Raw genomic sequence first — 24005 nt, 5'->3', positions numbered from 1 at the left:
CCACGGGACCGCTGGTCCGCCGCCGGGTCGCGGGGTCCGGCCCACCTCAGCCGGGTCCGCCGGCCCGCTCCCGCGGCGGTCGGGAGGCCGCGGAGGCCGCCGTCACGGGCCGTCCGAGGCGGCGAGCAGCGCCCGCGCGTCCGCCGCCTCCGGCATGCCCATCTCCTCGGTCAGCCGCAGCCCGCGCTCCAGCGCCGCCCGCCCCTCCGGGCCGCCGACGAGCTGACCGACCAGCAGCCACGTCCTGGCCGCGTCGGACCGGTAGCCGTGCCGCCGCTGGATCGCCAACGCCGACCGGGCGGCCTCCCGCGCGGCCGGCAGGTCGCCGCGGGCCCGGTGCACCAGGGCCGACACCGCCAGCGCCCGCGCGGCGACGATCCGGGCGACCGTGGTCGAGGCCGGCTCCACCGCCCGGCCGATGGCCGACGCGGCGCCCTCGTCGGCCGGGTCGACCGACGCCACCCCGGTCAGGGCGTGCACCTCGCCGAGCCGGTAGCCGCTGTCGACGGCGGCGGCCAGGGCGACCCGGTACCGGCGCAGCGCCGCCTCCGGGTCGCCCAGCCGGTGCTCGACGTACCCGAGCGTGGTCAGGGCGTCGATCCGGTTCCAGTTGTCGTCGGCCTCCTCGGCCACGGCGAGGGCCTCGCGGGCGTACTCCGCCGCGGCCCGGTAGTCGCCGACGTAGCAGGCGACGACCGCCAGGTTGTCCAGCGTGGCCGCCTGCCCCCGACGCGCGCCGGTGGCCACGTGCAGCTCCAGCGCGCGCTCGCGCAGCTCACGGGCCGCCTGCGCGTTGCCCTCCGCCAGCTCGATCCCGCCGAGCACGTTGAGCACCATGGCCCGCCCGACCGGCGAGCCCGCCTCCACCAGCAGCTCGTGCGCCTCGTCCAGCACCTTCCTGGCCTCGACCAGCTCGCCGCGGTCGAACAGCACCACGCCGAGGTTGGTCAGGCTGACCGCCTCGCCCCGGCGGGGCCCGATCGCCCGGTCCGCCGCGTGCGCCCGCCGGAACGTCCGCGCGGCCAGGACGAGTTGCCCCTGCTCGGTGTAGACGCTGCCGAGGGCGCCCAGGGCGATCGCCCGGCCCTTGGGCCAGAACCCGCCGCCGTCGCCGATCGCGATCACCCGCTCGTAGTGCCCGACCGCCTCCCGCGACCGGCTCAGCGAGTAGGCGTGCAGCGCCAGGCACAGCTCGACGGCCATCTCCCCGACCGGGTCCTCCTCCGCCCGCGCCGCGGCCAGGGCCGCCGCGCCCGCCTCCGCCCACCCGTCGAACAGCCTGCGCGCCCAGGTGAACACCCTCATGCCGAACAGCAGGTCCCACGCGTACCGGCGCGGGCCGTGCGCGGCGGCGGCCACGATGGTCGCCACGACGTTGTGCCGCTCCGCCTCCAGCCACCGGGTCGCCTCGTCCCGGTCGGCGAACGGACCCGGCTCGACGTCCAGCCCGGCGGTGCGGAGCTGCGCGTGCGGGTACAGCAGCGCCGACGCCGACACGACCCGGCTCAGGTAGCCGGCGCACAGCCGGGCCCGGCCCTCGGCCGCCTCGCGGTCGTCGACCAGCTCGCGCGCGTACTCGCGGACCAGGTCGTGCAGCCCGAAGCGACCCCGGCCGTCGTGCTGCACCAGGTTCGCGGCGACGAGCCGGTCCAGCGCCCGGCCCGTGCCGTCGCCGGTCAGCCCGGCCACCGCGTCGCGGTCGAAGTCCGCCCCCGGCACGACGCCGAGCAGCCGGAACACCCGGCGCGCGTCGTCGTCCAACGCCCGGTACGACAGGTCGAACGCCGTGCGGACGGCGGCCTGCGGGTCGTCCTCGACCGCGAGCGACGACATCCGGTCGCCGCCGCGCAACTCCGCCAGGTAGGCGTCCAGACCGCGCGCCGCCGCGTTCGCCACCGCGATGCGCAGGGCCAGCGGCAGGTGGCCGCACAGCTCCGCCGGCTCGGCCAGGTCCGCCGGGTCGTCACCGGGCAGCGCGGCGCGCAGCAGGGCCGCCGACTCGGCCGGCGCGAGCACGTCCAGCCGCAGGGCGCGCGCGCCGTCGAGCACGGACAGGCCGCGCAGCTCGTTGCGGCTGGTCACGACCACCGGGCACGACGCCGTGCCGGGCAGCAGGGGGCGCACCTGGCCGTTCGCGTGCGGCAACAGGATCGCCAACAACAACCGCGCCCGACCCGCCGGCACCGGCACGAGCACGTCGTCGTGCCACACCTCCAGCGGCCCGAGGAGCTTGAACGTGGTCGCCATACCCCTCCCCCGGAGGGGCCGGGTCTAGGGCGCCCGGCCGCACCACCGCCGCCGGGCCAACCCGCGCTGACGTCTCCGAAGAGCCCTCTGAACAGGCGAAAGGCCCCACCGAAGCGGGGCCTTCCGGGTACGTCCGCGCAGCGTCAGTCCGGGTCGATCCACGCCACCTGGATGCGCTGCTGCCCGAGCTTGCGGGTGACCAGCGTGCCCCGGCCGGGGGGCTGCGGCGACGCCTTGAGGTTGCCCACGATCGCCCCCTCCTCCTTCGAGCCCGACCCGACCATGATCGGCGCGGAGATCTCCTTCAGCTTGCCCAGGATCGGGTCGTACATCGCCCGCGACGCGCCACCCATGCGCCGCACCGCGACGATGTGCAGGCCGACGTCCTTCGCCTGCGGGATGAACTCGGCCAGCGGCTGCAACGGGTTCTGCCCGCCCTGCGGCGCCACCAGGTCGTAGTCGTCCACGACCACGAACAGCTCCGGGCCCTTCCACCAGGAGCGGTTCTTCAGCTGCTCCTGCGTGACGTCCGGGCCGGGCAGGCGGTTGGCCATCGACCCGCGCACGTCCTTGATCATGTCCGTGAGCTGGGCCGAGGACACGGCGTAGGACAGCAGGTGGTCGGTCTCGATGTAGCCGAGCATGGTGCGCCGGTAGTCGACCAGCATGATCAGCGCCTCGGTGGAGGTGTAGCTGGTCATGATGCCGCGCACGATGGCGCGCAGCAGGTTGGTCTTGCCGGACTCGCCGTCGGCCAGCGCCATGAAGTGCGGGTCGGCGTCGAAGTCCAGGTACACCGGCGCCAGCTCGTCCTCGTTGACGCCGATCGGCACCAGGTGGCCCCGGTTGGGCCGCTGCTGCTGCACCTGCGCCAGGAACTCCTGGTACGGCAGCAGGTCGGGCAGCAGGCGCACCTGCGGCGCGCGCCGGCCGCGCCAGGCGCCGTTCACCTTGGCGATCATGTCCTGCACGCCCGCCGCCACGTTCTCCGCGTTCGACGACGCGTCGATGCGCGGCAGCGCCGTGAGGAAGTGCAGCTTCTGCGGCGACAGGCCGCGGCCCGGCCGGCCGGCCGGCACGTTGACCGCGACCTTCCGGTCCACCTCGGACTCGCTCACGTCACCCAGGCGCAGCTCGAACCGCGTGCCCAGCAGGTCCTTCATCGCGGGCCGGATCTCCGCCCACCGGTTCGCCGCCACGACCACGTGCACGCCGTAGGACAGGCCCTGCGCGGCCAGCGCCTGGACCATCGGCTCCAGCGTCTCGAACTCCTGCCGGAAGTTCATCCAGCCGTCCACGATCAGGAACGCGTCGCCGAAGTCGTCGTCGCGGATCTCGCCGCGCCGCCTGCGGTTGCGGAACTCGACCATCGAGTCGATGCCCTGCGCCCGGAACCGCTGCTCGCGCTCCGCGATCAGCCCCGACAGCTCGGCGACCATGCGGCGCGCCTTGTCCACGTCCAACCGGCTGGCGAAGCCACCGACGTGCGGCAGGTTCTCCAGCGACGCCAGCGTGCCGCCACCGAGGTCGAGGCAGTAGAACTGCACCTCCTCGGGCGTGTGCGTCAACGCCATCGACGTGATCATCGTGCGCAGCATCATCGACTTGCCCGACTGCGGGCCGCCCACGATCGCGCCGTGGCCCGCCGCACCGGAGAAGTCCGCCCACAGCAGGTCGCGCCGCTGCTCGAACGGCTTGTCCACCACGCCCAGCGGCACCTGCAGCTTGCCGTTGGAGAAGAAGCCCGGCGCGGTCAGGCCGCGGTCCTCGGTGGCCTGCAGCGGCGGCAGCAGCGTGTCCAGCGACGGCGGCTCGTTCAGCGGCGGCAGCCACACCTCGTGCGCCGGCGGGCCCTGGCCCACCAGCCGCTCGACGATGACCTCCAGCTCGGAGGGCTCGTTGGAGTCCTCCTTCTTCTCCTGCTTGACCGGCTCGACCGGCTTCACCGGCTCCTTGGGGATCTCGATGTAGTCCGGCACGAAGTAGCGCGGCCGCTTGTCGCTGCTCACCGGCGCGGACGGGCCCGCGACCTGCAACCCCGCCGGCCGGTACGGGCCCGACACGTACAGCGCCTTGAACCGGGTCAGCGGCGAGCCCTGCACGCCCAGGTACCCGGAACCGGGGATCGGGGGCAGCTCGTAGGCGTCCGGCACGCCGATCGCGGCCCGCGACTCGGCGGCGGAGAACGTCTTCAGGCCGATCCGGTAGGACAGGAACGTGTCCAGGCCGCGCAGCTTGCCCTCCTCCAGCCGCTGCGACGCCAGGAGCATGTGCATCTGCAGCGACCGGCCGACGCGGCCGATCTGGAGGAAGATGTCGATGAAGTCCGGCTTGGCCGTCAGCATCTCGGAGAACTCGTCGATGCAGATGAACAGCGCGGGCAGCGGGTCGAGGTCGGCGCCGTTCTCGCGCGCCTTCTCGTAGTCCCACACGTTCTTGTAGTTGCCCTTGGCCAGCACCTCCTGGCGCCGGGCCACCTCGCCCGCGATCGCGTCCTTCATGCGGTCGACCAGCGTGAGGTCGCCCGCCAGGTTCGTGATCGTCGCGGCCACGTGCGGCGCCTTGTCCAGCCCCAGGAACGTCGCGCCACCCTTGAAGTCGACCAGGATCATGTTGAGCGAGGTCGAGGAGTGCGTGGCCAGCATGCCCAGCACCAGCGTGCGCAGGAACTCGGACTTGCCGGAACCGGTCGCGCCGATGCACAGGCCGTGCGGGCCCATGCCCTCCATCGCCGCTTCCTTGATGTCCAGCTCCACCTGCTGGCCGAACTCGCCGATGCCGAACGGCACCCGGTAGCGGTCGCGCACCGGCCGGGGCCGCCACGCCGCCTGCACGTCGAAGGTCATCGGGTCGCCCTGGATGCCCAGGAACTCCAGCAGCGGCGGGTTGTTGCTCATCGAGAGCGGGTCCTCGTCGCTGCCGCCCGCGTCCACGCCGCCGATCCGGTACGGCGACAGCCGCCGGGCCAGCGCCTCGGCCTCGACCACGCTCAGCCAGTCCGGCGAGCCGAACCACTCGACGCCGCTGGCGCTGCGCGCGCCGAGCTTGCCGTCCTCGATCACCAGCCGCAGGCCGCGGCGGGCGGTGAGGTTGCCCAGCGACTCGGACAGGTCGAGCAGCGTGACGCCGACCAGGCCCTCCTCCAGGATGATCTGCTCTTCCCGGGTGACGTCGCCGTCGTCGATGAGGATCACCACGTGCGGCTGGTCGGCGGGCGGCGGCGCGTTGCGGGTGAACCGCTGCCGGTCGCGCAGCTGCTCGTCCAGCATCTGCTCGACCTCGGTCAGCGAACCGGCCATCATCCGCATCTGGCCGATGCCGTCGACGATCGCCGGGTGCTGCACGTGCGGCAGCCACTTCATCCACTCCCACTCGGCCTTGGTGCGGCCCGTGGTGACGACGGCGATCAGCAGGTCGTCCGGCGAGTGGAAGGTGACCATCTGGGCCAGCAGCGCGCGGGCCAGGCCGCGCTTCTGCTCGACGTCGCCCAGCAGGCCCACGGCGGCGAAGCCGCGCAGCGCGATGGAGATCGGAAGGTCGGGCACGAGCGAGTGGGCGCGCACGAACCGGCGCAGCGCCAGCGTCGCGATCGGCTCCAGCTCCTCGACCGGGCCGGTCTGCGGCGGCACGAGCCGGGTGGCCAGGCGCTGCGAGCCGCGGCCCGCGCGCAGGTGGCAGAAGTCCGGGTCGTTCTGCCGGCGCTCCCACATGCGCCGGGTGGTGGCCAGGGACCACAGCATCTGCGGGTCGGGGTGCACCCACTCGCGCTCGGCGCGCTGCTCGTTGGCGGCCTCGCGGGCCCGGTCGCGCATCTGGCCGAGGTAGCGCAGGTAGTCCTTGCGGTCCTCGTTCATCTCGGCCTTCTTCTGGCCCTTGCCCGAGCCCATGCCGCCCGCCATCATGCCGATGGTCGACACCAGCATCATGCCCGGCATGATCATCGCCGCCGGGCTGCGATTGCTGTAGCTGAACATCAGGACCATCATGCCGACGGACGACACGATCATGACGACGGGCATCGCCTTCATCATGATGTTGCCGGGGATGACCCGGGGCACCTCGGGCGGCGGTTCGAGGTGGACCTCACCGCCCGGCGGGCGGGGGGCGGCGAGGCGTGCCGTGCGCTTGAACTGCAACGTGCTCACCTGACAGGCACCTCTTCAGCGTCGATCCGTTCCCGACCACCCCGGCTGCGCTCGATCCCCACCCCGGGCACGCCGAGCCGCCGCAGCCGCACCGACACTATGGCCCATCGCGACCCCGCACGGCGGGGGGTCGGGCAAATCCGCGGCCAACGTGTTGCGCGGAACGGCCTTGGCACGACCTCCGCTGCCCCCATACTGGGGCGGGCCGCGGCGCACCGGACCGGACGAATAGGGTCGGGGCGGCCCGCAGCACACACTCATCAGGACTTTAGGGGGCGCTGGTGGCGACCGGTACGACGGTGTTCAGCCGGGTGACGGTGGTTGCGCCGCGAACGCGCATCGACGTCGCGCTGCCCGCGGACGTCGCGGTGGCCGACCTGCTGCCGATGCTGCTGGACATGGCCAAGGAGGCCACGCCGGACGGTGGCGTGCGCCACGGCGGCTGGGCGCTGGCCAAGCTCGGTGACGGCCCGCTGGACCCGAGCCGCACGCTGGCCTCCCTCGGCGTGGTCGACGGCGAGCTGCTCCAGCTGCGCAAGCGCAACGAGAACCCGCCGCCCCCGCTGTACGACGACGTGGTCGACGCGATCGCGGAGTCCGACCCCGACAGCTTCCGCCCGTGGACCAAGGACACGGCACGGCGTTACGGCCACCTCGCGGGCGCGCTCGCGCTCGTCGCGGCCGCGGTCGCGGTGCTGCTGTCGGGTCCGCTCGGCGGCGGCGGGAACCTCGCGCCGGCGATCTGCGCGGGCGTGGTCGCCGTCGCGGCGATGGCGGCGGGCGCGGTCGTGGCGCGGTCCTACGGCGCGACGGGCACGGGCGTGCTGATCGCCGCGGCGGGCGGGCTGCCCATGGCCTACGTGGCCGGCCTCTACATCGTGCCGGGCCCGATCGGCCGGCCGAGCCTGCTGCTGGCCAGCGTCCTGGTCCTGATCTTCGCCTCCGCCGCGATCCTGCTGATCGGCCGGGGCATCACGGTGTTCATCGCCGCCGCCACGGCCGGTGCGCTCAGCGCGCTGGCGTTCCTCGTCGGCATCTTCGTCGACCACCCGTTGCAGGGCATCGCGGCGGGCACCGCGGCCGTCTCGCTGGCGGCGCTGTCCGCGCTGCCCCGGCTGACGATCCAGCTCGCCAAGCTGCCGCTGCCGACCGTGCCGGGCAGCGCCGAGGACCTCAAGGAGGACACCGGGTTCCCGGAGTACTCCGTGATCGAGCGGCGCACCGCCAACGCCCACGAGTACCTGACCGGCATGATCATCGGCTGCGGCGGGATCGCCGCCCTGTTCGCCGTGATCGCGGCGGGCGACGGCTCCATCTGGGGCCCGCTGCTGGCGATCGTGGTCACGCTCGTGCTGCTGCTGCGCGGCCGGGCCTACGCCAACGGCGCGCAGGCCGTGGCGCTGCTGGCCGGCGGCATGGCCGCGGGCGCGGGCGTGCTGCTCGGGTGGCTGGTGCAGTCGTCGGCCGGCGACCGGCTGCTGTACGTGTTCGGCACCCTGGTGGTCGTCGGCGCGGCCGCGCTGGTGCTCGGCGTGATCTTCCCCAACCAGAAGTTCTCCCCGGTGCTGCGGCGCACGGTCGACGTGCTGGAGGCCATCCTGATCGCCGCGGTGCTGCCGCTGGCGCTGGCGGTGATGGACCTCTACGTGGCCATGCGCCAGCTCATCCCCGCGTGAGGTCCTGATGCGCATCCGCAAGATCGCCGCGCTGGCCGCGGTGGCGGCCACCCTGGTGACCGCGCCCGGCGCGTACGCCCAGCCGACGAGCACCGGCACGCCCCAGAACGCGCGGCCGAACTCGCAGCCGCCGCCGGTCGACCGGTCGTTCCTGCGGCAACCCGAGCCGCCCAAGGAGGACGTCGACTACACCAAGAAGACCGAGTGCATCACCTCGGGCACGGGCAACCGTCCGATCCCGAACAAGCCGTGGGGCCAGATGCAGCTGCGGCTGGAGGAGGCGCACCGCTTCGCCACCGGCAAGGGCATCAAGCTCGCCGTCATCGACACCGGCGTCAACACGCACCCGCGCCTCAAGGACCGCGTCATCCCGGCCGGCGACTACGTCGAGACCGAGAAGCGCGGCAACGACGACTGCGACGGCCACGGCACCGAGGTCGCGGGCGTCGCGGCGGCCAGCCGGGACGAGGCCACCGGGTTCGTCGGCGCCGCGCCCGAGGCGACGGTGCTGGCGTTCCGGCAGACCAGCAACCACTTCAAGTTCGACGACCCGGCGAAGAAGGACAACCGGGCGTCCGCGGGCAAGGTCGGCACGCTGGCCAAGGCCATCGTCTCCGCGGTGGACCAGGGCGCGCGGGTCATCAACATCTCGCTGACCGCGTGCGAGGCGCCGCGCGAGCCCAGCCCCCAGGAGCGCGAGCTGCAGGCCGCGATCGACTGGGCCGTGAACGACAAGAACGTCGTCATCGTCACCGCCGCGGGCAACATCGACTCGCAGAGCGGCTGCCAGGGCCAGAACGACAACCAGGACCCGAGCACGGTCAACGTGGTCGCGTCGCCGCCCTGGTACGCCGACAACGTGCTGTCCGTGGCGTCGATGAACGTCGAGGGCGAGGTGTCGTCGTTCTCCGTGTGGGGCCCGTGGGTCAGCGTGGCCGCGCCGGGCGAGAACATCGTCACCCTCGACCCCAGGGGCGAGGGCCTGACCGACGCGAACGCCGACGAGAACCGGCGGCTCACCGCGATCCAGGGCACCAGCTTCGCCTCGCCGTACGTGGCGGGCGTGGTCGCGCTGGTGCGCGAGCGGTTCCCCGACCTGACCGCGCGGCAGGTGATGGACCGGATCAAGGCGACCGCCCAGCACCCGGGCAACCCGAACGGCCGGGACCACAAGGTCGGCTACGGCATGATCAACCCGGTGGCCGCGCTGACCGCCGAGCTGCCGTCCGAGCGCAAGGGCGCGAAGCCGACGACGCCGGAGCAGCTGATGACCAACCTGGGCCCGCTGAACCCGCCGAGCAGCACGCCGATGATCGTGGCGCTGTCCGGCACGGGCGCGGGCGTCGGCCTGCTCCTGCTGACCCTGTTCATCGTCCACACCGTGAACCGCAACCGCGCCCGCCGCCGCGCCTGACCGCGAGAGTCCTACGTCCAGAGCGCGAGAGTCCTACGTTCAGAGCGGGTGAGTTCAACGCTCAGGACGCGTGCCCTCGGCGGTGAGGGGCGCGGGTCAGTCCTCGCCCAGCACGGGCGGGGCGGACTTCTTGGGCTTGCCGAACACCTGCTCGGTCGAGCCGGCCAGCTGCACCTTCGACCTGTGCTCCCGGTCGCCGCCCTGCGCGCCGCCCGCGCCCATGCCGCCCATCATGCCGCCGCCCACCACCCCGGCACCGCCCGCAGCCGGACCGGACGGCCCCGCCGCCGCGGCCGCCGCCGGGCGCGGGGTCGGCTCGACCGGGTGCGGTTCGGACACGCCCGTCGACCCGCCCGGCTGCATCCGCTCCACGTGCTCCGCGCCGCCACCGGGCAGACCGCCACCGGGCACCCCACCGCCCGGCACACCACCACCGGGCATCCCCCCACCGGGCACACCACCGCCCACCGCACCACCGGGCACACCGCCACCGCCCACCGCGCCGCCCCCGGCCGGCGCGGCCGGAGCAGCGGGCGTCGCGCCCACCGGCTCCGCGACGGCCGGTCCGGCGGGCGCGGTGAACGTCCAGTTCGCGTCCGGGTAGCGGTGCTCCATCGTCACCGCGGCGAACCCGTCCGAGCCCGACACCCCGTCGCACAGCCGCAGGAACGCCTCCAGCACGTCCCGCGCCGACTCGTGCAGCTCCTTCACGGGGTCGTGCAGCTCGTCCAACGCCTCCACCACGCGCCGGTCGCCGTCCAGGGGCAGCGCCGCCGCACCGGACACCGCGTCCGCCGCGTCGGCGAGCACCCGCGCCATGTCCGCCACGATGTCGCGGATGCCGTCGGCGGTCCGCTCCAGCGCCTCGCCCATCGCGTGCATGGCGTCGGACAGGTCGTGCCCGGCCAGCCCGACCGTCCGCATGTGCTCCACGAACGAGTCCGCGTCCCGGCCCTGCCACGCCGAGTCCAGCCGACCCAGCGGCCCGGTCAGGTCGCGCGTCACGTGCTCGGCCACGAGCCCGGCCCTCCGCCAGCGCTCCGCCTCCTCGCGCAGGTCGTCCCACTCGCCCAGCACGGGCGTGAAGTAGTCCGCCACCAGGTCGCGCACGCCGAGCCTGCGGCTGATCCCGGACAGGTAGTCCAGCTCCGGCCCGACCTCGGCGGCGATCCGCCCGCCGTCCCGCTCCCGCATCAGCCCAACCCCGCGCGCCGGTCGACCGCCTTGATCAACGCCACCGCGTCGTCGTCCTGCGCGCCGTAGTGCTCGGCCACCTGGTGCAGGCCCTCCGCCGCGGACGCCAGCACCTCGCACGCGCGGTCGAGCTGCCGGTTCAGCAGCCCGGCGGCCCGGCCGTAGGCCTCGGCGCTGCGCAACGCGCGCCCCAGCTCCCCGAAGCTCGCGGGCCGCACCGGGGCCTCCCGCAGGCCCTCCCGCGCGCGGGTCAGCTCCTCGGCCGCTTCCTCGACGCGCCGCGCGTACAGCTCCAGCCGGCGCGGGTCGACCGAGACCCCACCGCCCGCCGGCCCGCGTGTGACCTCGTTCACCCCGACACCTCCCGCACCCTCTGACGGGAACGGGCGCGCGCCGGTTCCCCCGAAGGGCTCAGCCGGGCGGTCAGCCGCCCTGCTTCTTCGCCTTCTCCTCCGGCAGCACGCCGTTGTCCTTGGGCACCGGGATCGAGTCCCAGCTGCGGGAGGCGTCGTTGCGGTTGAGCTGCGGCCCGTTGGGCAGCAGCCGCAGGATCGACTCGGGGCCGGGCGTGAAGCCGTTCGCGCCCAGGCCGAGCGCGCCGCTGGTCACCACGTCCGGGATGCCGTACTTCACGCCACGACCGGTGATCAGGTGGATCGGGCCGCTGTCGAAGTCCTGCGTGGACGTGGCGCTGCGCACGACGGCCGACTTGCCCGGCGCCATCACGAACTGGCTCACGACCTCGCCGGTCGCGCCCACCTGATTGATCTCCACCGGCACCACGTCCGCCGGGATGGGCAGCGTCGGCGCGATGGTCACCTTGGTGTGCTGCGACTTGTTGTCGGAGGTCACGTTCTGCGCCTGCCAGCCCAGGCACAGCACCCGGTTGTTCTGGTTGGCGTCCTGCGTCTCCGGCACCTCTGGCGGGTAGTCGGAGAAGTCGAGCACGTTGACCTTCGCCGGCTCGTTGGTCTTGGCGATGTCGACCAGCTTCGGCTTGGCGCCCTGCGCGTAGGTGGCGCGGATGAGGTCGCCCGCGGCCTTGCTGACCTCCTGCAGGCCTTCCCTGAGCACCACGTAGAAGACCGAGTTCGCGCCCGTGCGGGACACCTCGATCACGTCGCTGATCTTCAGGTTCTCGCCGCGCACGTAGTCGACCGACTGACCCTTGCCCGTGATGTCGGGCGCGACCAGCGGCTTGGCCTCGGGGATCGCGTTGAGCAGGCCGGAGCTGATCGCCCGCGGCTTCTTCTGGCTCAGGTTCAGCGCGGTGACCACGTTGGCGTTGGTCAGGTCGACCTTGGCGCGCACCGTGGACGTCGAGGTGATCTTGGAGTTCACCGGGGCCTTGTAGATCAGGAACGCCTGCTTGTCGTCGGTGCCCGCGCGCACCAGCAGGGCCCGGTTGCCGTCGAGCAGCTCGCCGCCGCCGCTGTAACCCGCGAGGACGGTGGTGGTGAACCTGCCCGGCGCGGCCGGGTCGTTCAGCGTCTCGTCCAGCTGCAGGGTGTCGCACACCGACCAGTCCGGGCCGATCCGGTCCTCCGGCTTGGGCAGCACGTCCGGGCCGTCCGGGATGCCGGTCAACCTGCCCTTGGGCAGCTTCGCCAACGCCTTCTCGCTGACCAGCTTCGGCTCGCCGCCCGCGACCTGAGGGCCCGCGTTGACCTGGCCGGCCGCCGCGTCACCGCCCGCGACCGCGGCCTGACCCTTGTCGGGGGTGGACCGCTGGAGCAGCAGCAGGCGGGCCGACGCGAGGTTCGTCATGGGGATCAACGTCTTCGTCGTGCCGACCACGTGCACGACGTAGACCTGCCCGGTCTCCTTCGAGATGGCGATCTGCGTCTGGTCGTCCACCTGCGGGTCGGGCGAGAAGAAGCCGTAGATCAGGAACCCGATCAGGCCGACGACGCCGAGCAGGACGCCCACCGCGGTCGCGCGCGAGTGCGTGCGCATCGGGTCGTGCAGCATCACCGCGTCCCGGCGCACCAGGGCGGACTGCATCCGGCGCAGCACGAAGCGGTATGCCTGGACCTGTGACTTGGTGGTGGGTGTTGATGCCATTCTCGGCTCGCTGCTCTCCCAGTCGCGGTACGGTCTGCACGATAGCCGGACGGCGGGTGGTCCGTGTGCGGGTTGGTCAGACCCGGTCGGTCCCACCCGGCGCACGCCGACGGAAAGAGAACCAGAGCGGATGTCCGTGACCACCCCACATCCGGGCCAACCCAACCCCGCCATGGCACGCGCGCAGGCCGCCGGCGGCGCCGTGCGCGCCGCGCTGCTCCGGGCGCGCCGCCGCACCGCGGGCGCGAGCCTGGGCGCCCTGCCGGTCGCCAACCTGGTTGTCCTCGAGGTCGGCGTCGCCATCGGCCTGGTCCTCATCGCGGTCGGCGCCACCGGCGACCGGGTCGAGCCCGTGCCGATGTACGTCGCGGGCGGCATCGTGCTGATCGCGCTGATCCTGGCGTTCACGAGGTCCCGCGGCCGCTGGCTGACCCAGTGGATCGTCCTGGTGGTGCGCTACAGCTCCCGCTCGCACGGCCGCACGGCCAAGCGCACCGGCCCGGTCGAGATGAAGCCGCCGTCGCAGGAGGAGTCCTCGGTCATCGGCCCGGACGACCCGCGGGTGGCGCTGCTGCGCCTGGCCGTGCCGGACCTGGTGGTGGCGCGCGGTGTCGACCACGAGCGCCGCCCGCTCGGCCTGGCCTGGCACCAGGGCGCGTGGACCGCCGTGCTGCTGGTCGACCCCGCGCCGGGCCTCATCACGGCGGTGGGCAGCGCGCCGTCGCTGCCGCTGGGCGCGCTCGTGCCGACGCTGGAGGACCGCGGCGTGGTCCTCGACGCGATCTCGGTCATCTGGCACTGCTACCCGGGCAGCGCGGCGCTGCCGGCGAACTCGCCCGCGCTCAACTCCTACCTGGAGGTGCTCGGCCCGCTGCCCGCGGCGGCCCGCCGGACCACGTGGATCGCGGTGCGGCTGGACCCGAGGCGGTGCGCGGCGGCGATCCGGGAGCGCGGCGGCGGCGTCGTGGGCGCGCACCGGGCGCTGATCGGCGCGCTGTCGCGCGTGCGCAACGCGCTGGAGTCGACGGGCGTGTCGATCCGCCCGCTCGACCCGGACGAGCTGATCCGGGCGGGCATCTCGGCGGCCGAGCTGACCTCGGTGGCCGGGTCGAACAACGCGGTGTCGTTGCGGGAGAAGTGGTCCGGCGTGACGGCGGGCGGCGTCGGCCACGCCAGCTACGCGATCACCGGCTGGCCGTCCAAGGGCATGCGCAACAACCTCAACGCGCTGACCGGCGTGCGGGCGCTGTCCTCGACGCTGTCCATGACGATCTCGCCCAGCAGCGAGGAGGGCCAGGTCGGCCTGCGCGGCATGGTGCGGGTCAGCGCGCGCACGCCGTCCGAGCTGGACCGCGCCGACGACCGGCTCAAGGCGCTGGCCGACAAGCTCGACATCACCCTGACCCCGCTGAACGGCCTGCAGGTCGCCGGGCTGGCCGCGACGCTCCCGCTGGGAGGTGTGGCGTGAGCAACTCCCGGCTGCTGAACTCGCAGGGCCGCGGCGTGGCCCCGGAGTTCCTGGTGTCGCCGCAGATGCTGGACGTGGTGAGCCCGTCGGGCGACCGCGGCGGCATGGTGCTCGGGTCGGGGTTGCAGGGCGAGCCGCTGACGATCTCCGTGCTGCGGTCCGCGCCCACCCGGATGGTCGTGGTCGGCGGCCTGTACCTGGCCCGGCAGATCGCGTTGCGGGCCATGGCGACGGGCGCGTGGATCACCATCGCGACGGGTCGCCCGGCGGCCTGGCAGCCGGTCGTGCGGGCGGCGGGCGCCGGTCCGGACGGGCGGCCGTCGCCGCTGGTGCAGCTGCGCAGGCTGAGCCCGGTGGAGCTGCCGCGGCCGTCGGAGGACACCCCGCTGCTGGTCGTGCACGACGGCGGCCACGTGCCGCAGGAGCTGTTCCCGCCGCGGTCGCCGTGGCAGACCACGATGTACGTGTTGCCCTATTTGCACCCCCAGGCGGCGACGACCGCGAATTCCGCGGATCTCGTGCTGCTGCAGCGCCTCCCGGTCGGCCAGGCGCAGTTGGCGAGCCAGATCTGGCGGTTGCCGCCGCAGATGGCGCACCAGCTCACCACGCTCAAGGACGACCAGGTGATCGCGCTGGGCACGAACCTGTGGCGACCGCTGCGCCTGGTGACCACCCCTGGTGAGCAGCAGATCCTGGGTGCCGTCCGCCGCGGCGACTGACCGCGCCGCACCCGCTCGACGCGCCCCCGGACGATTTGTCCGGGGGCACCTTTTTCGGCTCCGGTCCAGTCACTGTCCGCACTGATTCGTTCACAGCACGAATAAAACTGTGGAGGAGCCGTTCGTCGGTTGTTGGGGGCAAATTCTTGCGCCCCACCCGCAGGGCGAACTAGGAACAACTCACCGTGTCCGGTCGGTTTCGGGGCGACACCGACCGGGCGCACACCCTGCGAAGAGGAGACCGCTGCCATGGGAGACGTTCGCGCGTCCTGGACGAAGAGATTGGCCGGTGCCGGGCTCGCCACCGGCACGGCGTTCGCGGTCACGGCCGCGCTGACCACGTTCACCTCCGCCGCGGCGGAGGGCCAGGTCCTCGGGTTGGGCGCGCCCAACGCCGTCAAGGACAGCTACATCGTCGTGCTCAAGGACGTGAGCACCAGCAGCGTCGGCACGCTGAGCAGCAAGTACCAGGCGAACGTCAAGCACACCTACACCAGCGCGCTGCGCGGCTTCTCGGCCACCATGACCGAGGCGCAGGCCCGCAAGCTGGCCGCCGACCCGTCGGTGTCCTACGTGCAGCAGGACGGCGTGGTGAAGATCTCCGGCACGCAGGCGCCGACCCCGTCGTGGGGCCTGGACCGCATCGACCAGGGCGCGCTGCCGCTGGACAACTCCTACACCTACCCCAACGCCGGCGAGGGCGTCACCGCCTACATCATCGACACGGGCATCCGGTTCTCGCACAGCGACTTCGGGGGCCGCGCCGTCACCGGCCGCGACACCGTCGACAACGACAACGACGCCACCGACTGCAACGGCCACGGCACGCACGTGGCGGGCACCGTCGGCGGCACGACCTACGGCGTGGCCAAGAAGGTCAAGCTCGTCGGCGTGCGGGTGCTCGACTGCTCCGGTTCGGGCACGTACGCGGGCGTCATCGCGGGCATCGACTGGGTGACGGCGAACGCGGTGAAGCCCGCCGTGGCCAACATGTCGCTCGGCGGCGGCGCGGACGCCACCGTCGACCAGGCCGTGCGCAACTCCATCGCGTCGGGCGTGACCTACGGCCTCGCCGCGGGCAACGACAGCGGCGGCAACGCGTGCAACACGTCCCCGGCGCGCACCGCGGAGGCGATCACGGTCGGCTCCACCACCAACACCGACGCCCGGTCGTCGTTCTCCAACATCGGCACCTGCCTCGACATCTTCGCGCCGGGTTCGAGCATCACCTCGGCCTGGTACACCAACGACACCGCCACCAACACCATCAGCGGCACGTCCATGGCGACCCCGCACGTGGTCGGCGCGGCGGCCGTCTACCTGGGCGCGAACCCCACCGCCACCCCGCAGCAGGTGCGCGACGCCCTCGTCAACGGCGCGACCAGCGGCGTCGTCGGCAACCCGGGCACCGGCTCGCCGAACAAGCTGCTGCGCGTCGTCGGCGGCACCACCCAACCGCCCACGGGCTGCCCGGCGAAGACCAACGCCACCGACGTGGCCGTGCCGGACCTGGGCACCGCCACCAGCACGATCGTGGTGACCGACTGCTCGGGCAAGGCGGGCACGGCCGCCACCGTCGAGGTCCACGTCAAGCACACCTACCGCGGTGACCTGGCGATCGACCTGGTCACGCCGAGCGGCGCGGTCAAGCAGCTGAAGGTCGCGTCCGGCACGGACAGCGCGGACAACGTGGACGCCACGTACACGCTGAACCTGTCGGCGGAGAACGCCAACGGCACCTGGGGCCTGCGCGTGCGCGACTCGTACAGCCAGGACACGGGCTACATCGACACCTGGACCCTGGACCTGTAACGGCCCACCGGACCAGTCGCACCACAGCGGCCCCCCACCAACTTCCGCCGGTGGGGGGCCGCTCCGCGTTTCACCTGACCAGGCAACGCTCCGCCCCGACAGGGCTGGGCCAGGGTCATGATCAAGTCGATCGTGGAAGGGCGATCACCCCGGTTCGCGACCGCTTGCCCATCGGTTCCGAGGCGACCGGTGCACGGTCGAGAACGACCTCCGATCGGGCGGGGCGACGACGATCACCGCCGCGCCGGTCCCGGTCGCGCTCGGCCTCGCCGACCTCGCGCCCTGGCGCTCACACCCGCGCCGAGCAGTCGCGCAGGGCCTCCAGCACCCGCGGCCAGGTGCAGTGGACCGGTTCGGTGGTCCGGTTGTGCGCGGCGATGCGCAGGCGGGCCTCCCGGTCGTTCGCCAGGTGCGCGATCGCACCCGCCAGGTCGTCGGTCAGCACGCCCTCCACGCCGTCGCGCACGAAGTCCGCCACCCCCGTCCCCGGCCGCGCCACCACCGGCACGCCCGCCGTCCGCGCCTCCAGCGCCGCCAGCCCGAACGCCTCCTGCTCCGCCGGGTTCACGAACACGTCCGCCCCGGCCAGCAGCCGCGCCACCCCCCGCCGGTCCAGCCGGCCGGGCAGGCTCACCCAGTCCATGCCGTGCCGCCGCGCGTACCGCCGCAGCGCGGGCATCTCCGGCCCCGCGCCGGCCAACGTCGCCCGCAGCGGCACGTCCGACGACACCTCCCGCAACGCCCGCAGCAGCGCCATCGGCTCCTTGCGCGCCGCGAGCCGGCCCACCGACACCACGTGCACGGCGTCGTCGGGCCGCTGCGCGGGGATCCCCCGCCACTGCGCCGGCACGATCCCGTTCGGCACGACGCCCACCGGCAGCCCCGTCGCCACCGCCCGCACCCGGCCCGCCGCCGCACGGCTCACCGCCGCCACCGCCACCCCCGCCGACGTCCACGACACCAGCCGGTCCAGCACCCGGTAGCACCGCTGCACCACGGGGTCCCACATGCTGTGCACCACGACCACCGCCGGCAGCCCCAACCGCACCGCCGACCGCACCCCCGACCAGGCGAACGGCGAGATCGCGCCCACGTGCACGTGCACCACCGACGGCGACAGCGCGCCGAGCAACCGGTCCAGCAGCGAGCCCGCACGCGGGTGCACCGGCAGGTCACCGGGCAGCCGGACGGCCACGCGGTGCACGGCGTAGCCCTCCCCCGGCAGCGCCCGGGGGGTGGCGGTGACGACGTGCACGTCCTCCCCGCGCCTGGCCTGCTCGCGGGCGAGGCCGGCCACCTGCACCTCGATCCCGCCGAGCCTCGGCAGGAAGCAATCGGTGACGTGAACGATCGACAAATCCGGCCTCCCGTCAAGCCGCCGAACGGAGCAACTGACACTCTTGCACCCGTGAGCCGAACGTGCGTCTTCTTCCACGCCCACCCCGACGACGAAGCCCTGTTGACCGGCGGCACGATGGCGCGCCTGGCCCGCGAGGGCCACCGGGTCGTGCTGGTGGTCGCCACCGCCGGCGAGCGGGGCCTGAGCGCCCACCGCAGCGACCTCGGCGCCGTGCGCACCAGGGAGGCCCACGCCTCGGCGCGGGTGCTGGGCTGCGCCCGGGTCGAGTTCCTGGGCTACCCCGACTCCGGCCTGGACGGGCGGCAGGGGTTCGCCCGCGCCGACGTGGGCGAGGCCGCCGAGCGGCTGGCCGAGCTGCTGCACGAGGAGCGGGCCGACCTGCTCACCACCTACGACCCGCGCGGCGGCTACGGGCACCCCGACCACGTGCAGGTGCACCGGGTCGGCGCGCTGGCCGCCGAGCTGGCCGGCACGCCCCGCGTCTGGGAGGCCACGGTGGACCGCACGTGGCTGCTGCGCGGCCTGCGGCTCGCCCGGCTGGTCCGCCGGTTCGACCTCGCCCCGTTCGAGCGCGCCTACACCGCCCGCGCCGACATCACCCACTCGGTCGACGTGCGGCGGTACGCGCGGGAGAAGCGGGCGGCGATGGCGGCGCACGCGACGCAGACCACCGGCGGCGGGTCGACCCGCACGTTGAGCGCGCTGCTGACCCTGCCGCAACCGGTGTTCGCACTGGCCCTGGGCACCGAGTGGTACATCGAGCGCAAACGCTTGCGCGCCCGGTGAGGAGACCAACCCGGTGGGACAGTGGGTGGGTGGTGAGGCCGTGGGTGCGCGTCACCGCGTCGCTGGTGTCACTGGGGCTGGCGGCGTGGCTGGTGGTCGCCCTCGTGCCCGCCGTGGGCGGGGTGGCCTGGACCGCGGTCGGCGGGCAGCTGCACGCCGTCGGCGTCGGCACCGCCCTGTGGCTCACCGCGCTGTGGCTGGCCGGGCTGTGGGCCTACACCTACGTGCTCACCGGCTCGCTGCCCGGCCTGCGCAACACCCAGGCGTTCACGCTCAACGCGGCGGGCAGCGCCGTGAGCAACGTGCTGCCGTTCGGCGGCGCGGCCGGGGTGGCGGTGACCGCGGTGATGGCGTCGGGCTGGGGGCACTCGGCCCGCGCGATCGCCACGTCGACGGTCGTCAGCGGGCTGTGGAACTCCCTGTCCCGGGCGGCGCTGCCGCTGCTCGCGCTGGCCGTGCAGGGCGCGGTGGTGCCGGGTCACGGCGTGCTGGTCGCGGCGGTCACGGCGGGGGGCGTGGCGGCCGCGGCGGTGGCCGTGCTGCTGCGACCGCGGCGGCTCGGCAGGCTGCTGGGCCGTCGGGCGACCCGGTTCCTGCTGCGGTTGCGCCGCCAGACCGGGCAGGTCGTCCGCGACGGCTGGCGGCGGATGACCGCGGGCATGCTCGCGTACCTGCTGCTCCAGGCCGTGCTGCTGTGGTGGTGCGTGGCCGCCGCGGGCGTGCACCTCGGGCTCGGGCCGACGGTGGCCGCGTTCGCGGTGAGCAGGCTGCTCACGCTGGCCGTCGTCACGCCCGGCGGCGTCGGCGTGACCGAGAACGGCACCATCGCGCTGCTCGTCGCCCTGGGCACGCCCGCCGCGCCGGCCGTGGCGGGCGTGCTCCTGTTCGCCTTCTTCACCTACCTGGTGGAGATCCCGCTGGGCGGGGCGGCGTGGCTCAGCTGGTCGGCGCGACGCGCACGTTCCGGGTGACCGCGGCCCGCGCGGCCAGCTCGTCGTCGGCCGGGTAGTCGACCCGGACCAGGGACAACCCGTGCGGCGGCGCGACCGCCACCTCGCTGGACCGCCCGGTCAGCGACAGCAGCGACGCGGGCCAGCCCACCGGCTTGCGGCCCTCGCCCACCGCGAGCAGCGCGCCCACCAGGCTGCGGACCATCGAGTGGCAGAACGCGTCCGCGGACACGTGCGCGGTCAGCACGTCGCCGTCGCGCACCCACTCCAGCCGCTGCAGCTCGCGGATCGTGGTCGCGCCCTCGCGCCGCTTGCAGAACGCGCAGAAGTCCCGCTCGCCCAGCAACGACCGCGACGCCTCGTTCAGCGCGCCGAGGTCCAGCGGGCGCGGCCAGGCCAGCGTGTCCAGCCGGCTCAGCGGGTGCGCCCCGAACGGCGCGTCGGTCACCCGGTACTCGTAGTGGCGGCGCAGCGCGGCGAACCGCGCGTCGAACTCGGCCGGCACGACCCGTGCCGCGAACACCCGCACGTCGGCGGGCAGCGCGCGGGCCAGCCGCCGGGGCAGGCCCGCGACGTCCACCGCGGCGGGCAGGTCGGCGTGCGCGACCTGGCCCGAGGCGTGCACGCCGGCGTCCGTGCGGCCCGCCACGGTCAGCCGCACGTCCTCGCGCAGCACCGTCGACATGGTGTCCTCCAGGACCCCGCACACCGTGCGGCGGCCGGGCTGCCGCGCCCACCCGGAGAACTCCGTGCCGTCGTAGCCCAGGTCCAGTCGCACACGAACGAGCCCGTCGTCCCCAGCGGGAACGACGGGCTCGTCGGTGAAGTGCGCGTCCGTCAGGACTCGTCCTTCTTGTCCTCGGCCTTCGTCGCCTCGGCGGAGGCGTCGTCGGCGCCCTCGGCGGGCTCCTCGGCCGCGTCCTTCGTGGCGGACTCGGGCGCCTCGGCGTCCTGGTCCCGCACGTCGTCAGCGGCCTCGGCCCCGGTGCCCTCGGACTTGGCGTCCTCGGACTTGGTCTCCTCGGCTGCGGCCTTGGGGGCCTCGTCCTTGGCGAACCGGGTCTTGCGGGCGCGCTCCGCCTCGGAGGTGACGGTCTTCTCCGCGACCAGCTCGATCACGGCCATGGGGGCGTTGTCGCCCTTGCGCGGCAGCGTCTTGGTGATGCGGGTGTAGCCGCCCGTGCGGTCGGCGAACTGCGGGCCGATCTCGGCGAACAGCTTGTGCACGACGTCCTTGTCGCGGATGACCTTGAGGATCTCGCGACGGTTGTGCAGGTCGCCGACCTTCGCCTTGCTGATCAGCTTCTCGGCGTACGGGCGCAGCCGCTTCGCCTTGGCCTCGGTGGTCGTGATCCGACCGTGGGTGAACAGGGACGTGGCCAGGTTGGCCAGCATCAGCCGCTCGTGGGCCGGCGAGCCCCCGAGACGGGGTCCCTTGGTGGGGGTGGGCATCGAATTGCTCCTCGGATTTCTTCCTGATCCTCTGCTCCGGCCCGGCCGCTGGGCGGCCTCAGAGCTGCTCGGTCTCCGCGTAGTCCTGGCCGTCGTCGTGGGTGTCCACGGCGGTGTCCGCACCCCAGCCCTCGGCGGGGTAGTCGGACGCGGCGGCCGACGGGTCGAACCCGGGCGGGCTGTCCTTCAGCGCGAGGCCGAGGCCGACGAGCTTCATCTTGACCTCGTCGATCGACTTGGCGCCGAAGTTGCGGATGTCCAGCAGGTCCGCCTCGCTGCGCGAGACCAGCTCGCCCACGGTGTGGATGCCCTCGCGCTTGAGGCAGTTGTAGGACCGGACGGTGAGGTCCAGGTCCTCGATCGGCATCGCGAACGCCGCGATGGTGTCCGCCTCGGCGGGCGAGGGGCCGATCTCGATGCCCTCGGCGTCGACGTTCAGCTCGCGCGCGAGGCCGAACAGCTCCACCAGCGTCTTGCCCGCGGACGCGACGGCGTCGCGCGGCGTGATGGACGGCTTGGTCTCGACGTCGAGGATCAGCTTGTCGAAGTCGGTCCGCTGCTCGACACGGGTGGCCTCGACCTTGTAGGTCACCTTCATGACGGGCGAGTAGATCGAGTCGACGGGGATGCGGCCGATCTCGGCGCCGGCCTGCTTGTTCTGCACGGCGGGGACGTAGCCGCGACCGCGCTCGACCACGAGCTCGATCTCCAGCTTGCCCTTGCCGTTCAGGGTGGCGATGTGCAGGTCGGGGTTGTGCACGGTGACACCGGCCGGGGGCACGATGTCGCCGGCGGTCACCGCGCCCGGCCCCTGCTTGCGCAGGTACATGGTCACCGGCTCGTCCTCCTCGGAGCTGACGACCAGCTCCTTGAGGTTGAGGATGATGTCGGTGACGTCCTCCTTCACACCGGGCACGGTCGTGAACTCGTGCAGCACGCCGTCGATGCGGATGCTGGTCACGGCCGCGCCGGGGATGGACGACAGCAGGGTGCGGCGGATGGAGTTGCCGAGGGTGTAGCCGAAGCCCGGTTCCAGCGGCTCGATGACGAACCGGGAACGGGTCTCGTTGACCGCTTCCTCGCTGAGCGAGGGGCGCTGGGAAATCAGCACTGGGTTCTTCCTCTCTGACCCCGACGCCCGCTATTTGACGTCGTGGGAACCGGTCGCGGAGACCGGCAAACGCGTGCGGCACACCATTCCGTGCCGCCGCGGGACCCGACTGGGAGGACCGCACGCGGCGGTCCTCCCAGGAGGATCACTTCGAGTAGAGCTCGACGATGAGCTGCTCGGTGACGGGCGTGTCGATCTGCGCCCGCTCCGGCAGCTGGTGGACCAGGATGCGCAGGTTGGACTGCACGACCTGGAGCCACGCCGGGATCGGCCGGTCGCCGAAGGAAGCGCGCGCGGCCTCGAAGGGCAGCGTGGGCAGCGACTTCGGCTTCACGTCGATGATGTCGAACTTCGACACCCGGAAGCTCGGGATGTTGACCTTCTGGCCGTTCACGATGAAGTGACCGTGGCTGACCAGCTGGCGGGCCTGACGGCGGGTGCGCGCGAGACCCGCGCGGTACACCACGTTGTCGAGCCGGGACTCCAGGATCTGCAGCAGGTTCTCACCGGTCTTGCCGGGACGGCGAACCGCTTCCTCGTAGTAGCGCCGGAACTGCTTCTCCAGGACGCCGTACGTGTAGCGGGCCTTCTGCTTCTCCTGCAACTGCAGCAGGTACTCGGACTCCTTGATCCGACCGCGGCCGTGCTGGCCGGGCGGGTAAGGACGACGCTCGAACGCCTGGTCCCCGCCGACGAGGTCGACCTTGAGACGGCGCGAGATGCGAGTGGCCGGTCCGGTGTAGCGAGCCATGTTGTCTTACTCCTCCCCGTGCCTCAGACCCGGCGCCGCTTGGGCGGGCGGCAGCCGTTGTGGGGCTGCGGGGTCACGTCCTGGATGGTGCCGACCTCGAGACCTGCGGCCTGCAGGGAACGGATCGCGGTCTCGCGGCCGGAGCCCGGACCCTTCACGAACACGTCCACCTTGCGCATGCCGTGCTCGGCGGCCTTGCGGGCGGCGTTCTCGGCGGCCATCTGCGCGGCGAACGGCGTGGACTTGCGGGAGCCCTTGAAGCCGACGTGGCCGGCGGACGCCCAGCTGATCACGTTGCCCATCGGGTCCGTGATGGACACGATGGTGTTGTTGAACGTGCTCTTGATGTGCGCCTGGCCGTGCGAGACGTTCTTCTTCTCCTTGCGCCGGACCTTCTTGACCCCGGCGCCCTGGCGGGACTTGGGTGGCATTTCTGGGTGAACTCCTACTGGCTAGAGACGCGAGGTGTTACTTCTTGCCGGCCTTCTTCTTGCCCGCCACGGTCTTCTTCGGACCCTTGCGGGTGCGCGCGTTCGTCTTGGTGCGCTGCCCGCGGACGGGCAGGTTGCGACGGTGGCGCAGCCCCTGGTAGGTGCCGATTTCCATCTTGCGGCGGATGTCGGCCTGAACCTCGCGGCGGAGGTCACCCTCGACCTTGAAGTTGTTCTCGATGTAGTCCCGCAGCTTCGCCAGGTCGGTGTCACCGAGGTCCTTGACCCGCAGGTCGGGGGACAGCTCGGTCGCGGTCAGGACTTCCTTGGACCGCGTGCGCCCGATGCCGAAGATGTAGGTCAGCGCGATCTCCAACCGCTTCTCGCGGGGGAGGTCGACGCCAGCGAGTCGTGCCATGCGGCGC

General features: G+C 73.0%; 19 protein-coding genes. 7 read left to right on the top strand and 12 right to left on the bottom strand.

The genetic code is table 11. The features are described 5' to 3' along the window. Positions 1–102: 102 nt before the first annotated feature. Complete coding sequence (locus ACIGNX_RS08490; RefSeq protein WP_396537701.1) at positions 103–2247, bottom strand: tetratricopeptide repeat protein; 2145 nt, start codon at positions 2245–2247, stop codon at positions 103–105. 143 nt (positions 2248–2390) lie between these two features. Further along, the gene (eccCa, locus tag ACIGNX_RS08485) at positions 2391–6392 is read right to left on the bottom strand and encodes a type VII secretion protein EccCa (RefSeq protein ID WP_396537699.1); all 4002 of its coding nucleotides are present in this window, start codon (positions 6390–6392) and stop codon (positions 2391–2393) included. A 281-nt stretch (positions 6393–6673) separates the two neighbouring features. Between eccCa and eccD the strand changes: the two genes are divergently transcribed. Together eccD and mycP are read left to right on the top strand one after the other, a co-directional pair. After that, entirely contained in the window at positions 6674–8068 is a 1395-nt protein-coding gene (gene eccD / locus ACIGNX_RS08480) for a type VII secretion integral membrane protein EccD (protein WP_396537697.1), read from the top strand. Between the two features lie 7 nt (positions 8069–8075). Beyond that, positions 8076–9482, top strand: coding sequence for a type VII secretion-associated serine protease mycosin (gene mycP / locus ACIGNX_RS08475; RefSeq protein WP_396537695.1), 1407 nt, complete (start codon positions 8076–8078; stop codon positions 9480–9482). A 96-nt stretch (positions 9483–9578) separates the two neighbouring features. Here mycP and ACIGNX_RS08470 read toward each other — a convergent pair whose 3' ends face one another. The 3 genes from ACIGNX_RS08470 to eccB all read right to left on the bottom strand — a co-directional run bounded on the left by ACIGNX_RS08470 (position 9579) and on the right by eccB (position 12740). After that, the gene (locus tag ACIGNX_RS08470) at positions 9579–10676 is read right to left on the bottom strand and encodes a WXG100 family type VII secretion target (protein WP_396537693.1); all 1098 of its coding nucleotides are present in this window, start codon (positions 10674–10676) and stop codon (positions 9579–9581) included. Continuing rightward, positions 10676–11029, bottom strand: a complete 354-nt coding sequence (locus ACIGNX_RS08465) for a hypothetical protein (RefSeq protein WP_396537691.1) — start codon at positions 11027–11029, stop codon at positions 10676–10678. The genes ACIGNX_RS08470 and ACIGNX_RS08465 overlap by 1 nt, the downstream gene beginning before the upstream one ends. 70 nt (positions 11030–11099) lie before the next feature. Continuing rightward, complete coding sequence (gene eccB / locus ACIGNX_RS08460; RefSeq protein WP_396537689.1) at positions 11100–12740, bottom strand: type VII secretion protein EccB; 1641 nt, start codon at positions 12738–12740, stop codon at positions 11100–11102. Positions 12741–12912: 172 nt separating this feature from the next. Here eccB and eccE point away from each other — a divergent pair, with 172 nt between their 5' ends. From eccE to ACIGNX_RS08445, 3 genes are all read left to right on the top strand, one after another. Beyond that, entirely contained in the window at positions 12913–14208 is a 1296-nt protein-coding gene (gene eccE / locus ACIGNX_RS08455) for a type VII secretion protein EccE (protein ID WP_396537687.1), read from the top strand. A gap of 65 nt (positions 14209–14273) precedes the next feature. Beyond that, positions 14274–14927 carry a hypothetical protein gene (locus ACIGNX_RS08450; RefSeq protein ID WP_396538188.1) on the top strand — a complete coding sequence of 218 codons (654 nt, stop codon included), beginning with the start codon at positions 14274–14276 and terminating at the stop codon, positions 14925–14927. A 249-nt stretch (positions 14928–15176) separates the two neighbouring features. Further along, positions 15177–16739, top strand: a complete 1563-nt coding sequence (locus tag ACIGNX_RS08445) for a S8 family peptidase (protein WP_396537685.1) — start codon at positions 15177–15179, stop codon at positions 16737–16739. 289 nt (positions 16740–17028) lie between these two features. Here the strand turns inward: ACIGNX_RS08445 and ACIGNX_RS08440 are convergent, their stop codons facing one another. Then, on the bottom strand, positions 17029–18096 hold the full coding sequence (locus ACIGNX_RS08440; RefSeq protein ID WP_396537683.1) for a glycosyltransferase family 4 protein: 1068 nt from the start codon (positions 18094–18096) through the stop codon (positions 17029–17031). A 51-nt stretch (positions 18097–18147) separates the two neighbouring features. Between ACIGNX_RS08440 and ACIGNX_RS08435 the strand changes: the two genes are divergently transcribed. Both ACIGNX_RS08435 and ACIGNX_RS08430 read left to right on the top strand, forming a co-directional pair. After that, on the top strand, positions 18148–18885 hold the full coding sequence (locus tag ACIGNX_RS08435) for a PIG-L deacetylase family protein (protein ID WP_396537681.1): 738 nt from the start codon (positions 18148–18150) through the stop codon (positions 18883–18885). A gap of 29 nt (positions 18886–18914) precedes the next feature. After that, on the top strand, positions 18915–19856 hold the full coding sequence (locus tag ACIGNX_RS08430; RefSeq protein WP_396537679.1) for a lysylphosphatidylglycerol synthase domain-containing protein: 942 nt from the start codon (positions 18915–18917) through the stop codon (positions 19854–19856). On the opposite strand, the gene truA is transcribed toward ACIGNX_RS08430, so the two are convergent. From truA to rpsM, 6 genes are all read right to left on the bottom strand, one after another. Further along, a complete protein-coding gene (gene truA / locus ACIGNX_RS08425) occupies positions 19822–20613 on the bottom strand; it encodes a tRNA pseudouridine(38-40) synthase TruA (protein ID WP_396537677.1) in 792 nt (263 codons plus the stop codon). The genes ACIGNX_RS08430 and truA overlap by 35 nt on opposite strands. Positions 20614–20672: 59 nt before the next feature. Beyond that, complete coding sequence (gene rplQ / locus ACIGNX_RS08420; protein ID WP_396537675.1) at positions 20673–21287, bottom strand: 50S ribosomal protein L17; 615 nt, start codon at positions 21285–21287, stop codon at positions 20673–20675. A gap of 58 nt (positions 21288–21345) precedes the next feature. Further along, the gene (locus ACIGNX_RS08415) at positions 21346–22398 is read right to left on the bottom strand and encodes a DNA-directed RNA polymerase subunit alpha (RefSeq protein WP_396537673.1); all 1053 of its coding nucleotides are present in this window, start codon (positions 22396–22398) and stop codon (positions 21346–21348) included. A gap of 145 nt (positions 22399–22543) precedes the next feature. Further along, a complete protein-coding gene (gene rpsD / locus ACIGNX_RS08410; protein WP_053718426.1) occupies positions 22544–23149 on the bottom strand; it encodes a 30S ribosomal protein S4 in 606 nt (201 codons plus the stop codon). Positions 23150–23172: 23 nt separating this feature from the next. Beyond that, positions 23173–23580, bottom strand: coding sequence for a 30S ribosomal protein S11 (gene rpsK / locus ACIGNX_RS08405; RefSeq protein ID WP_033428592.1), 408 nt, complete (start codon positions 23578–23580; stop codon positions 23173–23175). A 37-nt stretch (positions 23581–23617) separates the two neighbouring features. Beyond that, entirely contained in the window at positions 23618–23998 is a 381-nt protein-coding gene (rpsM, locus tag ACIGNX_RS08400) for a 30S ribosomal protein S13 (RefSeq protein WP_233825465.1), read from the bottom strand. Positions 23999–24005 lie beyond the last annotated feature (7 nt).

Source organism: Actinosynnema sp. NPDC053489, assembly GCF_044544865.1.
Classification (GTDB): Bacteria; Actinomycetota; Actinomycetes; order Mycobacteriales; family Pseudonocardiaceae; genus Actinosynnema.
This window is presented reverse-complemented; position numbering and strand designations above follow the sequence as displayed.

What these genes read in the sequence shown, in the direction of transcription:
- ACIGNX_RS08490 (WP_396537701.1), bottom strand. Translation starts at nt 2,247, where the DNA reads ATGGCGACCACGTTCAAGCTCCTCGGGCCGCTGGAGGTGTGGCACGAC.
- mycP (WP_396537695.1), top strand. Translation starts at nt 8,076, where the DNA reads ATGCGCATCCGCAAGATCGCCGCGCTGGCCGCGGTGGCGGCCACCCTG.
- ACIGNX_RS08470 (WP_396537693.1), bottom strand. Translation starts at nt 10,676, where the DNA reads ATGCGGGAGCGGGACGGCGGGCGGATCGCCGCCGAGGTCGGGCCGGAG.
- eccB (WP_396537689.1), bottom strand. Translation starts at nt 12,740, where the DNA reads ATGGCATCAACACCCACCACCAAGTCACAGGTCCAGGCATACCGCTTC.
- eccE (WP_396537687.1), top strand. Translation starts at nt 12,913, where the DNA reads ATGGCACGCGCGCAGGCCGCCGGCGGCGCCGTGCGCGCCGCGCTGCTC.
- ACIGNX_RS08450 (WP_396538188.1), top strand. Translation starts at nt 14,274, where the DNA reads ATGCTGGACGTGGTGAGCCCGTCGGGCGACCGCGGCGGCATGGTGCTC.
- ACIGNX_RS08445 (WP_396537685.1), top strand. Translation starts at nt 15,177, where the DNA reads ATGGGAGACGTTCGCGCGTCCTGGACGAAGAGATTGGCCGGTGCCGGG.
- rplQ (WP_396537675.1), bottom strand. Translation starts at nt 21,287, where the DNA reads ATGCCCACCCCCACCAAGGGACCCCGTCTCGGGGGCTCGCCGGCCCAC.
- rpsD (WP_053718426.1), bottom strand. Translation starts at nt 23,149, where the DNA reads ATGGCTCGCTACACCGGACCGGCCACTCGCATCTCGCGCCGTCTCAAG.
- rpsK (WP_033428592.1), bottom strand. Translation starts at nt 23,580, where the DNA reads ATGCCACCCAAGTCCCGCCAGGGCGCCGGGGTCAAGAAGGTCCGGCGC.
- rpsM (WP_233825465.1), bottom strand. Translation starts at nt 23,998, where the DNA reads ATGGCACGACTCGCTGGCGTCGACCTCCCCCGCGAGAAGCGGTTGGAG.